Below are 12366 nucleotides of genomic sequence, written 5' to 3'. Positions count from 1 at the left end.
GCACCAGCGCCGATCCCCGTGATCTCGTACATCCTCCGTCGGACGCTCGCAGCGGTGATCCTGCTGCTGGTCGTCTCCGCGGTCACCTTCGCCATCTTCTTCGTGCTGCCGCGGCTGGCCGGGCAGACCGCCGACCAGTTGGCGCAGCAGTACATCGGCAAGAGCCCGTCGAAGGCGGACATCGCCGCGGTCAAGCACAACCTCGGTCTGGACCAGCCCGTCTACGTCCAGTACTGGCACTTCATCAAGGGGATCGTCTCCGGCGCCACCTACGACCTGGGCCCCACCACGGTGCACTGCGACGCGCCGTGCTTCGGCTACTCCTTCAAGACCCACCAGGCGGTCTGGCCGCAGCTGACCTCCCGGATGCCGGTGACCCTGTCGCTGGCCGCCGGCGCCGCCGTGCTGTGGCTGGTCTCCGGCGTGGCGATCGGCGTGGTCTCCGCGCTGAAGCCGCGCTCCTTCTTCGACCGCACCTTCATGGGTGTGGCCCTCGCGGGCGTCTCGCTGCCCATGTTCTTCACCGGCAACCTGGCGATCCTGCTCTTCACCTACCAGTGGCCGATCTTCGGCCGCACGTACGTCCCGTTCACCGAGAACCCGGCACAGTGGGCCAACACCCTGATCCCCGCCTGGTGCTCGCTCGCGCTCCTGTATTCGGCCATCTACGCGCGGCTCACCCGCTCGGGCATGCTGGAGACGATGAACGAGGACTACATCCGCACGGCCCGCGCCAAGGGCCTGCGCGAGCGCAAGGTCGTCGTCCGGCACGGACTGCGCGCCGCGCTCACCCCGATCATCACCGTCTTCGGCATGGACCTCGGTCTGCTGCTCGGCGGCGCGGTGATCACCGAGACCGTGTTCTCCCTGCACGGTGTCGGCCAGTACGCGGTGCAGGCCATCGACGACAACGACCTGCCCCCGATCCTCGGCGTGACCCTGCTCGCCGCATTCTTCGTAGTGATCGCAAATCTCCTGGTGGACCTGCTCTACGCGGCCGCCGACCCGCGGGTGAGGCTCTCGTGACCGAACTCTCCAAGACCGGCGCGGCCGTGGGCGAGCCCACGCCGTCCAGCCCGTCCGACGCCTTCCTCGAAGTCCGCGACCTCAAGGTGCACTTCCCGACCGACGACGGCATCGTCAAGTCGGTCGACGGGCTCAGCTTCTCCCTGGAGAAGGGCAAGACCCTCTCCATCGTCGGTGAGTCCGGCTCCGGCAAGTCCGTCACCTCGCTGGCCATCATGGGCCTGCACCGGCTCGGCGCCCGTGGCAAGAACGTGCGGATGTCCGGCGAGATCTGGCTGGGCGGCAAGGAGCTGGTCAGCGCCTCCCCGGACGAGGTGCGCCGGCTGCGCGGCCGCGAGATGGCGATGATCTTCCAGGACCCGCTGTCCGCGATGCACCCGTACTACAAGATCGGCGACCAGATCGTCGAGGCGTACCGGGTCCACAACAACGTCAGCAAGAAGGTCGCCCGCACTCGCGCCATCGAGATGCTCGACCGGGTCGGCATCCCCGAGCCCGCCAAGCGCATCGACGGCTACCCGCACGAGTTCTCCGGCGGTATGCGCCAGCGCGCCATGATCGCCATGGCCCTGGTCAACAACCCCGAGCTGCTCATCGCGGACGAGCCGACCACCGCCCTCGACGTCACCGTCCAGGCGCAGATCCTCGACCTGATCCGCGACCTCCAGAAGGAGTTCGGCTCCGCGGTCGTCCTGATCACCCACGACCTGGGTGTGGTGGCCGAGATCGCCGACGACGTTCTGGTGATGTACGGCGGCCGGTGCGTGGAACGCGGTCCGGTCGACGAGATCTTCGAGAAGCCGCAGCACCCCTACACCTGGGGCCTGCTGGGCTCGATGCCGCGCATCGACCGTGAGACCTCCGACCGGCTCATCCCGGTCAAGGGACAGCCGCCGAGCCTCATCAACGTCCCCTCGGGCTGCGCCTTCCACCCGCGCTGCCCGTACGCGGACCTGCCCAAGGGGAACGTCACCCGCACGGTCCGCCCCGAGCTGCAGCAGGTCGACGGCGGTCACTGGTCCGCCTGCCACCTCTCGGCCGAGGACCGGACGCGGATCTGGACCGAAGAGATTGCGCCGAAGCTGTGAGCGACACGAAGAAAACCGATGAGGCGGTCATCCCGCAGCAGGCGTCGGCTCCCGAGAAGGCGTCCGGGGACCGGGAGGTGCTGCTGAAGGTCGAGGGCCTGCAGAAGCACTTCCCGATCAAGAAGGGCATCCTGCAGCGGCAGGTGGCCGCGGTGAAGGCCGTCGACGGCATCGACTTCGAGGTGCGCAAGGGCGAGACCCTGGGCGTGGTCGGGGAGTCGGGCTGCGGCAAGTCGACCATGGGCCGGGTCATCACCCGCCTCCAGGACCCGACCGGCGGCAAGGTCACCTTCGAGGGCCAGGACATCACGCACCTGTCCACCGCGAAGATGCGCCCGCTGCGCCGCGACATCCAGATGATCTTCCAGGACCCGTACGGCTCCCTGAACCCCCGGCACACCATCGGCTCCATCGTCTCCGCGCCGTTCCGGCTGCAGGGCGTGGAGCCGGAGGGCGGGGTGAAGAAGGAGGTCCAGCGTCTCCTGTCGCTGGTGGGCCTCAGCCCCGAGCACTACAACCGCTACCCGCACGAGTTCTCCGGCGGTCAGCGCCAGCGCATCGGCATCGCCCGCGCGCTCGCCCTCAAGCCGAAGCTGGTCGTCGCCGACGAGCCCGTCTCCGCCCTGGACGTCTCCATCCAGGCGCAGGTCGTCAACCTCATGGACGACCTCCAGGAGGAGCTCGGCCTCACGTACGTGATCATCGCCCACGACCTCTCGGTCGTCCGGCATGTCTCGGACCGGGTCGCGGTGATGTACCTGGGCAAGATCGTCGAACTCGCCGACAGCACCAAGCTGTACGAGACGCCGATGCACCCGTACACCAAGGCCCTGATGTCGGCCGTGCCGGTGCCGGACCCGAAGCGCCGGGGCCAGAAGAGCGAGCGCATCCTGCTCCGCGGTGACGTCCCGTCGCCGATCGCCCCGCCGTCCGGCTGCCGCTTCCACACGCGGTGCTGGAAGGCGACGGAGATCTGCAAGACGACCGAGCCCGCGCTTCTCGAACTCCGCCCGGGCCAGCGGGTCGCCTGCCACCACCCGGAGAACTTCGCCGACCAGGCCCCGCAGGACACGGTCCTGCTGACCGCGGCCAGGGAGGCCTCGGAGCTGGTGGGCGAGGCGGTCCTGGAGGAGGAGGCGAAGACGTCGGCGGCGGTGGCCGCGCTGGAGGCCGAACAGAAGCCGGAGGCGGCCGCGGAGCCGGAGCCGGAGACGCCGGACTCCCCGGCGGATGCGGCTGAGGCCCCGGAGCCCGCGGCCGAGACCCCGGTGGAGCCCGCGGCCGACGAGGCCGAGACCCCGGCCGAACCCGCGGCGGAGACTCCGGCGGAGACCGAGGAGGCGGACTCCTCGGCGGAGCCGGCCGCCGAAGTCACGGAGCCGGCCGGCGAACCCGCCGGGTCGGAGGCGGAGTCCGGGTCGGCGGCCGAGGCCTCCGACACCTCCGGTACTCCCGAAGCCTCGGACGAGTCCACCGACTCCGCCGACTCCACAGCCAAGTCAAAGAAGTCACAGGAGTCAACCGACAAGTAGCCCATGACACAACTGGGCAAAGTCATGTACATGCCTTAACGGGAGAGCGCAGAGTCGACCGTGTCCGTCAACCGACCGGCACGCTCGAAAGGGACGACCCATGCGCCTCTCCCGTTCGGCACGTCTGGCGGCTGTCGCAACCGCGGCAGCCGCCTCTTTCGTCATCGCGGCCGCCCCCGCCCCCACCCCGGGCGCCGACGGCATCGGCGACCGCTACTTCCCGCAGCTCGGCAACGGCGGTTTCGACGCCCGCCATTACGACCTCGACGTCGCCTACGCCCCGGACACCGGCCGTCTGGACGGCCGTACCACCCTCACCGCCCGCGCCACCCAGAACCTCTCCTCCTTCGACCTCGACCTCCAGAAGCTGGAGGTCACGCGCGTCGAAGTGAACGGCAGACGAGCCGAGTTCACGCGCACCGGCGACGAGATGACCATCACGCCGAGGAACCCGCTCGCCAGGGGCCGCGACTTCACCGTCTCCGTCACCTACGGCGGGATACCCCAGCCCCTCAACGGCCCCATCGTCTTCGGCTCGGACTACGGCTGGATGAAGACCCCCGACGGCGTCTTCGTCGCCTGCGAGCCCAACGCGGCCTCCACCTGGTTCCCGTCCAGCGACCACCCCTCGGACAAGGCGACCTACGACATCCGGATCAAGGCGCCGCAGGGCCTGACCGCGGTCTCCAACGGCCGGCTCGTGTCGACGTACGACAAGGGCGGCTCGACGTACACGCACTGGCGTGAGAGCAGGCCCATGGCGACCTACCTGGCCACCGCCACCATCGGGAAGTTCGACGTGAAGACCGGGAAGACCCCCTCCGGCATCCCGATCTACGTCGCCATCGACCCGACCCTCGCGGGCAGCAACAGCGTCGACGTGTACGCGGTGACGGCCGCCGCCACCGACTACTGGTCGCAGCTCTTCGGGCCGTACCCCTTCGAGGAGACCGGCGCGATCGTCGACGACATGCCGGAGGCGGGGTTCTCGCTGGAGGTGCAGAGCAAGCCGGCCTACTCGGCGGTGCGCAACGAGACAACGATCGTGCACGAGCTGGCCCACCAGTGGTTCGGCGACTCGGTGAGCGTCGCGCAGTGGAAGGACATCTGGCTCAACGAGGGCTTCGCCACCTATGCCCAGTGGCTGTGGGCGGAGCACCAGGGCACCCGCTCGGCCCACGACTCGTTCCTGGCCGGCTACAACGCCCGCCCCGCCGACAACGCCTTCTGGCAGATCACCGTCGCCGACCCGCAGCGCGACACCATGTTCGCCTCGGCCGTCTACCAACGCGGGGCGATGACCCTGCAGATGCTGCGCGAGCGGATCGGCGACACGGCGTTCTTCAAGCTCCTGCCCGCCTGGACGAGGCTGCACCGCTACGGCAACGCCGACACCGCCGACTTCATCCGGCTCGCGGAGAAGATCTCCGGGCAGAACCTCGACGACCTGTTCCAGACCTGGCTGTTCACCCCAGGGAAACCCGCCCTGTGAGCCTGGCTTTGTAAGGTTCATGCACCCTGACGCGTCACAATGTCAGGGTGCAGCTCCAGCAACTCTTCTCTCCCTCCGTCCAGCACACGCTCGACGTCATCGGCATCTTCGTCTTCGCGATCTCCGGCGCCCTGCTGGCCGTCCGCAAGAACTTCGACGTCTTCGGCATCGGCGTGATGGCCGAGGTCACCGCGCTGGGCGGAGGGATCTTCCGGGACGTGATCATCGGGGCGGTCCCTCCGGCCGCCTTCACGGACCTGGGGTACTTCATCACCCCGCTCATCGCCGCCCTGGTGGTGTTCTTCCTGCATCCGCACGTCGAGCGGATCCAGTCGGCGGTCCTGGTCTTCGACGCGGCCGGTCTCGGCCTGTTCGCCGTCAGCGGTACGACGAAGGCGTACTCCTACGGCCTGAACCTGACCGCCTCCGCGGCCCTGGGGCTCGCCACCGCGGTCGGCGGTGGCGTGCTCCGGGACGTGCTCGCCAACGAGGTGCCCTCGCTGCTGCGCTGGGACCGCGACCTGTACGCGGTACCGGCGATCGTCGGGGCGACGACGGTGGTGCTCTGTATCCATTACGACGCGCTGACCCCGTTCACCAGCGGGGCCGCGGTCGTCACCGCTTTCGTACTGCGCCTGCTCGCGATGAGGTACCACTGGCGAGCGCCGCGTGCGTGGAATCGGCGTTCGACGGTTCGCGAGGAGTAGTGGAACGGCCCTTGGCGTGGCTCTCGCCCATGTTGAGCGTGAGCCACTCGAACACGGTCGGCACCTGGGGCCGCCACAGCGCCATGTTGTGGCCGCCGTCGCTGCGCGGCAGATACACCACGTGCACGGTGGTCGGCGCCTTGGCGATCTGTTCGAGCGCCACGCCGGCCTGGTAGCCGTCGCCGGACTCGCCGGAGAGGTACAGGGCGATCCGGGGCGGGGTGACCGCCTTCTTCAGCAGCACATAGGGGTTGTTGGCCCGACGCAGGGTGAGGTTCTGCGCGGCGAGCGAGTTGCGCTCGCCGATCGGGTCGTTGTAGCCGGACAGGCTGATCGCGGCCCGGTAGCGGTCCGGGTGGGCGACCGCCAGCTTGACCGCGCAGTGCGCGCCCGCGGAGTATCCGGCGGTGGCCCAGTCGGCGGGGGCCGGGGCGGCGCGGAAGTTGTCGGTCACCATCTTCGGCACGTCGATGCTCAGCCAGCTGTCGGCGTTGACCGTGCCCGGGATGTTGGCGCACCCGGTGTCCACGCCGGCCAGCAGGTTGGTGCGCGGGGCGACCAGGATGAAGGGCGCGACCTTGCCGCTCCTCATCAGCGGCGCCAGCTGCGCGGTCACCTTCATCGAGCCGAACCAGGCCTTGGCGGAGCCGGGGTAGCCCGGGAGCAGCTCCACCACCGGGAATCTGTGGTTCCGGTACGCCGGCTCGTTGTACTGGGGTGGCAGCCAGACGTAGACCTCGGCGTTCACCCCCGAGATCCGGCCCTTGAGCTGGGTGACCTGCACCCCGTGCATGCCCGGTCCGTCGGCCGCCGAGAAGGTCTGCTTGACCTTGGGCAGCGTCTTCAGCGCTATTCCGCCGGTCCCGTCCCGGCCGAGGTCGGCGGCCTGCTGGACGTGGTTGCCGGTACCGAGGAGGTCGGCCCAGTTGTCGTACAGGTTGTTCTGGTTGTTGACCAGTACGAAGATCAGCGTCACCGCCGTGGCCTGAGCGAACAGCAGCATCAGGACCCGGGCCGCCGTACGCACGACCTTGGGCCCCCGCATCTTCGACCACAGGACGAGCGGCAGTATGAGGGCGACCACCGACAGCACGATGGTCGTGTAGAGGAACGGAGTCCCGGTGAGGCTCATGTCCCCATAGAGGGGAATTCCCGGCCCCGGGTTACGGACGTGTCCGGGCACTTACTTAGATATTGCCGGAACCTCACTCGATAGAGGGAGCCCTTACCGGGGGTCCCCGGGTAATGGGCCGGCTACGGGATCAGAAAAGCTACCGCTTAGTAATTTCTTGTTGTACCGTTCAGGCATGCCAGAAGCAGCATGCACGCGGGCCGTGATCGGCGACAGCGAGTTCGACCGCGACACGGCGGTCACCCGGCGCGCTCCCGGGGTCTACGACATCGACCTCGCGGCCGGCTGGACCATCATCAACGCCGTGAACGGCGGCTATCTGCTGGCCGTCCTCGGCCGGGCGCTCGCGGACACGCTGCCGCACCCGGACCCGTTCACCATCTCCGCGCACTACCTGACCGCGTCCCAGCCGGGCCCGGCCGTGATCCGCACGGACACCGTCCGCACCGGCCGCACCCTCTCCACCGGCCAGGCCTCCCTCTTCCAGTACGACGAGCGGGGCGAGGAGATCGAGCGCATCTGCGTCCTCGCCTCCTACGGCGACCTCGCCGGCCTCCCCGACGACGTCCGTACGACGGCGACCCCGCCCGTGATCCCGCCCATGGAGCAGTGCTTCGGCCCCAAGGACGGCCCCGCGCCGGTCGAGGGCAGTTCCGCCATCACCGACCGCCTGATGCTCAAGCTGGACCCCTCCACCCTGGGCTGGGCCCTCGGCGCCCCCTCCGGCAAGGGGGAGATGCGCTCCTGGTTCGGCCTCGCCGACGGCCGTGACGCCGACCCCCTCTCGCTCCTCCTGGCGGTCGACGCACTGCCGCCCACGGCGTTCGAGATCGGCCTCAAGGGCTGGGTCCCCACGGTCGAACTGACCGTCCATGTCCGCCACCGCCCCGCCCCCGGCCCGCTCCGGGTCGCCATCACCACCCGCAACCTGGCCGGCGGCTTCCTGGAGGAGGACGCCGAGGTCTGGGACAGCGCGGACCGACTCGTCGCCCAGTCCCGCCAGTTGGCCCGGGTCCGTCTCGGCTGACCCGCCGGGGACTCTGTTCTGTCACGGACCTGTATCAGCGAGTAGACAGCTCCCGTCCGGGAAGGAGCAGGTCAGCGCGGTGTCTTTGGCCGCTCTTTACCCGAATCACAGGCTGGGGACAGTGCGGGCCCAAGAACGCCCTAAGCGCTGTTGGTTGAGTGCGACGCCTCAGGACTCCCTCATCCTTTATGGAGTTGTCTCTCATGAAGCGTGTACGTCTCGTCCCCGCCGTGGCCCTGCTCGCCATGTCTCCGCTGCTGCTGAGCGCGTGCGGCTCGGGCGACTCGTCGTCGTCCAGCAGTGGCAACTCCGGGCAGTCGCAGTCCTGTAAGCAGCCGTCCGGCATGCCGACCGGCAACGCGTCGGGCCGTCCGAGCGGTGCCCCCTCCGGCGCGCCCACCGGCACCGCCAAGCCGACCGGTACCCCCACCGGCATGCCGAGCGGCGGACCGGGCGGCGGCGGTCAGGGCGGCCCCGGCGGCGGCCAGGGCGGCGGCGGTTGCGGCGGCGGCCAGGGCGGCCCCGGCGGTGGCGGCGCGGCCCCCAGTGGCGCCCCGACCCAGCAGGCCACCAAGAGCTGACACCGGCGGCCGTAGGCAGAGGCCGTACGGCAAGGGCCGCATGACAGGGGCCGCATGACAGGGGCCGCGCGAACAGGGGCGGCGCGTCCGATCACCGGACGCGCCGCCCCTTCGCGTTGCCCGCCGGCCGCCCCTAGGGCGTGTCCAGCCAGTGCAGCCGGCCGAGGCTGATCAGGCGCAGCTGGCGGGTGGCGACCTGGGTGACGCGTTCCCGCTCCGCCTCCGAGGGCTCCGGTGACTCCAGGGTCTCCAGGAACAGTGAGGCGGTGATGAGCATCTGGTCGACGTAGAGGTGGGCGAGCATCAGCAGGTCGTCGTCGTTCCAGCCCTCCGCCCCGGGGTCCTTGGCCAGCTCGGACCTGACCTCGTCGGCGAACCTGGCCAGTTGGGCCCGGATCGCCTCCCGCACCGGCTGCACCCCGCCGTGCCGCTCCCGGGCGATGAACCGGACGTGTGCCGGGTGGGCGGACACGTAGTCGGCGATCAGCCGCACGGCCTGGGTGATGCGCTCCTCGCCGGGTATGGAGACCGTCGTACGGACCATGGGATGCAGGCTGCCGAGGGCCTCGTCGACGAGGGCGACGCCGAGGTCGGCGGTGGAGCGGAAGTGCCGGTAGAAGGCGGTCGGCGCGACGCCCACGGCCCGGGTGACCTCGCGCAGTCCCAGGCTGCTCAGGCTCTGCTCCTCCAGCAGTCCGAGCGCCGCGTCCAGGAAAGCCTGGCGGGTCTTCTGCTTCTGGGCCTGTCGGATGCCGAGGGTGTGACTCATGTCATCCAGTTAACAACTGTTCTCTGGAATTGAAAAGCCGTGCGAGTTGCTAGACTCAAAGTCAGTGAACAACTGTTGCTACAAGCGTTCACCCAAACTTAACGGAGGGGGATCGAAACCCATGCTGTTCCTCGTCGCCGCACTCATGCTGTTCGGCGTGGTGCTGGGCACCGTGGCCCACGCACCGCTCGACGTCACCGCAGGACTGGCCGCCGTGATCGTTGTCTGGCTGGCCGTCTTCGCGCTCCGCGAGCGCATCGCCCGCCGCCGTCACGCCTCGGCCAACTGACCTTCCATCCCCGCGCTCACCTGAGGAGCTGAGCATGATGCAACTCACCGCCCCGGCCACTCCCCGCCCCCAGCCCCGCACCCGCGACGCCGACGGCATGGCCGTGGCGTCCTTCATCCTCGGCCTCCTCGGCCTCCTGGTCCTGAACCTGTTCCTGGGCCCGATCGCGATCATCCTGGCCCTGGTCTCCCTGTGGCGCGGCACGAAGCGGAAGGGCCGCGCATACCTGGGCCTGGCCCTGGGCGTGGCGGACCTCGCGGTCCTGGCGATCGCGATGGAGCTCTCGAACACGGTCTCCTGGAGCCTGTGAACAGGCCTCAGGGAAGCGCCCCGGCAGGGGCGCGGGGAACTGCGCGACCAGCCACGAACCACCGGCACCCGCACACGGTGATCGACCCCTACGGCGCTGGGCGACCCTGACTCCGCCCCCCGTAGAATCGACTCACCATGGCCTACCTCGACCACGCAGCCACGACCCCCATGCTCCCGGAAGCGGTGGAAGCACTCACCGCCGCCCTCCGCGTGACCGGCAACGCGTCCTCCCTGCATGCCTCCGGCCGCAAGGCCCGCCGCACGGTCGAGGAATCCAGGGAGACTCTCGCGGAAGCGCTCGGCGCCCGCCCCAGCGAGGTCGTCTTCACATCCGGCGGCACCGAGGCCGACAACCTCGCGGTGAAGGGCCTCTACTGGTCCCGCCGCGACGCCGACCCGGCCCGCACCCGGATCCTGTCCAGCCCCGTGGAACACCACGCGGTCCTCGACGCGGTCCACTGGCTCGGCGAACACGAGGGCGCGACGGTGGAGTACCTCCCCGTCGACACCTACGGCCGGGTCCACCCCGACGCACTGCGCGAGGCGATCGCCCGCAACCCCGACGATGTGGCCCTGGCCACCGTCATGTGGGCCAACAACGAGATCGGCACGGTCCTGCCGGTCCGTGAACTCGCCGACGTGACCGCCGAGTTCGGGATCCCCCTGCACGCCGACGCGGTCCAGGCCTTCGGCCAGATCCCGGTGGACTTCGGCGCCTCGGGCCTCGCCGCGATGACCGTCTCCGGCCACAAGGTCGGCGGCCCGTACGGCATCGGCGCCCTGCTCCTCGGCCGCGAGTACACCCCCGTACCGGTCCTGCACGGCGGCGGCCAGGAGCGGCATGTGCGCTCCGGCACCCTCGACGTCCCGGCGATCGCCTCCTTCGCGGTCGCCGCCCGCCTGGCGGAGGAGCGCCGGGAGTGGTTCGCCCAGGAAATAGGCGCCCTGCGTGACCAGTTGATCGACGCCGTGCGTGCGGCCGTACCGGACGCGATCCTCGGGGGCGACCCGGTGGACCGTCTGCCGGCCAACGCGCACTTCACCTTCCCGGGCTGCGAGGGCGACTCGCTGCTTCTGCTGCTCGACGCCCAGGGCATCGAGTGCTCCACGGGTTCCGCGTGCACCGCCGGGGTCGCCCAGCCGAGCCATGTCCTGCTGGCCACCGGCACCGACCCGGACCTGGCCCGTGGCACCCTGCGCTTCTCGCTCGGCCACACCTCCACCCAGGCCGACGTCGACGCGGTCGCGAAGGCCGTCGGCCCGGCGGTGGAGCGGGCCCGGGCCGCCGGACTGTCGTAGGCGTCGCAGGAACCACCTCTCCCCGAAGCCCCGCCGGAACCGTCCGGCGGGGCTGTCCCATGTCGCACACGTGACGTCCGCGCCGTTCGCGCGACACGCGGAATTGGCCCCAACTCCGTTCCAATGGAGGCGAGTTGACGGGTTCTTCCCCAGCGTCTTCACAGTGCGTGGCCATGGCTCACCTCAGGTCGGTCTTTAAGTTCTCATGACATGACAGACAACGCCTCTGCCTCCGAGCAGACCCCCGAGCCCGTTTCCGCCGACACCCTCTCCGCCGAGCCGGGGCGTCACCGCATGGACAACACCATGAAGCGGCGGCGGGTGCTGATCGGCGGCGCGACCGTCGCCGCGGTCGGCGGGCTGATGGCCGCGGGCCTCGCCTCCGCCGACACCACCACCTCGGAGAGCGACTCCGACGCCTCCTCCACCGTCACGACCGACGCCTCCTCCGGCGTCTGCTCCCTCACCGCCGAGGTCACCGAGGGCCCGTACTCGCTCACGGGTGCGCTGGTGCGCGAGGACATCCGTGAGGACAAGGAGGGTGTCGAGCTCCAGTACACCTTCACCGTCGTCGACGAGGCCAACGACTGTGCCCCGCTGGCGGACGCGCTGGTCGAGATCTGGCACTGCGACGCGCTCGGTGAGTACTCCGGCTTCGTCGGCGAGAACGGCCACACCGAGACCGACGACGGCACCTTCCTGCGGGGCGGTCAGATGACCGACTCCAACGGCGAGGTGAGCATCATCTCGATCTGGCCCGGGCACTACGTCTCCCGGGCCGTGCACGTCCACATGCGGGTGCACACCGATGTGACGCTGACCGACACGTCGTACACCGGCGGCTCGATCATCCACACCGGTCAGCTGTTCTTCGACGCGGACATCAACACCGAGGTCCAGGCGACCTCGCCGTACTCCGACAACACCACGAAGGAGACCGCGCTCGCCGACGACACCATCTACGACGACGGCGGTGCCTCCTCCGGCCTGCTGACCCTGACCGCACTGGGTGACAGCGTCTCCGACGGGTACAAGGCGACGCTCACCGTGGGTGTCAGCACCTCCTGAGGCCGACGGGCCCGGAGGCCGGCTGGCACCGTCGGCCCGGTGAC

At 69.7% G+C, this 12366-nt stretch carries 13 protein-coding genes; 11 read left to right on the top strand and 2 right to left on the bottom strand.

The genetic code is table 11. The features are described from left to right. Nucleotides 1-18 precede the first annotated feature (18 nt). The 5 genes from EDD90_RS17935 (at nucleotide 19) to EDD90_RS17915 (ending at nucleotide 5845) form a co-directional block, all read left to right on the top strand. Nucleotides 19-1026 (top strand): ABC transporter permease, encoded by a 1008-nt coding sequence (locus tag EDD90_RS17935; protein ID WP_123973987.1) that lies wholly within the window; start codon nucleotides 19-21, stop codon nucleotides 1024-1026. Continuing rightward, nucleotides 1023-2114, top strand: a complete 1092-nt coding sequence (locus EDD90_RS17930; RefSeq protein WP_123973986.1) for an ABC transporter ATP-binding protein — start codon at nucleotides 1023-1025, stop codon at nucleotides 2112-2114. Before EDD90_RS17935 ends, EDD90_RS17930 begins: the two co-directional genes overlap by 4 nt. Then, the gene (locus tag EDD90_RS17925) at nucleotides 2111-3646 is read left to right on the top strand and encodes a dipeptide ABC transporter ATP-binding protein (RefSeq protein ID WP_123973985.1); all 1536 of its coding nucleotides are present in this window, start codon (nucleotides 2111-2113) and stop codon (nucleotides 3644-3646) included. Before EDD90_RS17930 ends, EDD90_RS17925 begins: the two co-directional genes overlap by 4 nt. Before the next feature lie 100 nt (nucleotides 3647-3746). Then, nucleotides 3747-5138, top strand: a complete 1392-nt coding sequence (locus EDD90_RS17920; protein ID WP_123973984.1) for a M1 family metallopeptidase — start codon at nucleotides 3747-3749, stop codon at nucleotides 5136-5138. Nucleotides 5139-5185: 47 nt separating this feature from the next. Next, a complete protein-coding gene (locus tag EDD90_RS17915; protein ID WP_123973983.1) occupies nucleotides 5186-5845 on the top strand; it encodes a trimeric intracellular cation channel family protein in 660 nt (219 codons plus the stop codon). Here EDD90_RS17915 and EDD90_RS17910 read toward each other — a convergent pair. Then, nucleotides 5754-6977: an esterase family protein gene (locus tag EDD90_RS17910; protein ID WP_123973982.1), complete on the bottom strand. Its 1224-nt coding sequence runs from the start codon at nucleotides 6975-6977 to the stop codon at nucleotides 5754-5756. The genes EDD90_RS17915 and EDD90_RS17910 overlap by 92 nt on opposite strands. 175 nt (nucleotides 6978-7152) lie before the next feature. On the opposite strand from EDD90_RS17910, the gene EDD90_RS17905 reads away from it, so the two are divergent. Next, a complete protein-coding gene (locus EDD90_RS17905; RefSeq protein WP_123973981.1) occupies nucleotides 7153-8004 on the top strand; it encodes a thioesterase family protein in 852 nt (283 codons plus the stop codon). Nucleotides 8005-8207: 203 nt separating this feature from the next. After that, entirely contained in the window at nucleotides 8208-8585 is a 378-nt protein-coding gene (locus EDD90_RS17900; protein ID WP_260327910.1) for a hypothetical protein, read from the top strand. Nucleotides 8586-8718: 133 nt separating this feature from the next. Here the strand turns inward: EDD90_RS17900 and EDD90_RS17895 are convergent, their stop codons facing one another. After that, nucleotides 8719-9354 (bottom strand): TetR family transcriptional regulator, encoded by a 636-nt coding sequence (locus EDD90_RS17895; protein ID WP_123973979.1) that lies wholly within the window; start codon nucleotides 9352-9354, stop codon nucleotides 8719-8721. 121 nt (nucleotides 9355-9475) lie between these two features. Between EDD90_RS17895 and EDD90_RS55505 the strand changes: the two genes are divergently transcribed. The 4 genes from EDD90_RS55505 (at nucleotide 9476) to EDD90_RS17880 (ending at nucleotide 12322) form a co-directional block, all read left to right on the top strand. Then, a complete protein-coding gene (locus tag EDD90_RS55505; protein WP_185149133.1) occupies nucleotides 9476-9643 on the top strand; it encodes a hypothetical protein in 168 nt (55 codons plus the stop codon). A gap of 37 nt (nucleotides 9644-9680) precedes the next feature. Continuing rightward, complete coding sequence (locus tag EDD90_RS17890; protein ID WP_123981338.1) at nucleotides 9681-9953, top strand: DUF4190 domain-containing protein; 273 nt, start codon at nucleotides 9681-9683, stop codon at nucleotides 9951-9953. A 137-nt stretch (nucleotides 9954-10090) separates the two neighbouring features. Further along, complete coding sequence (locus EDD90_RS17885) at nucleotides 10091-11254, top strand: cysteine desulfurase family protein (RefSeq protein WP_123973978.1); 1164 nt, start codon at nucleotides 10091-10093, stop codon at nucleotides 11252-11254. Between the two features lie 210 nt (nucleotides 11255-11464). After that, nucleotides 11465-12322 (top strand): intradiol ring-cleavage dioxygenase, encoded by an 858-nt coding sequence (locus EDD90_RS17880; RefSeq protein WP_123973977.1) that lies wholly within the window; start codon nucleotides 11465-11467, stop codon nucleotides 12320-12322. Nucleotides 12323-12366: the final 44 nt, after the last annotated feature.

Source organism: Streptomyces sp. Ag109_O5-1 (assembly GCF_003814875.1).
Lineage (GTDB): Bacteria > Actinomycetota > Actinomycetes > Streptomycetales > Streptomycetaceae > Streptomyces > Streptomyces sasae.
This window is presented reverse-complemented; position numbering and strand designations above follow the sequence as displayed.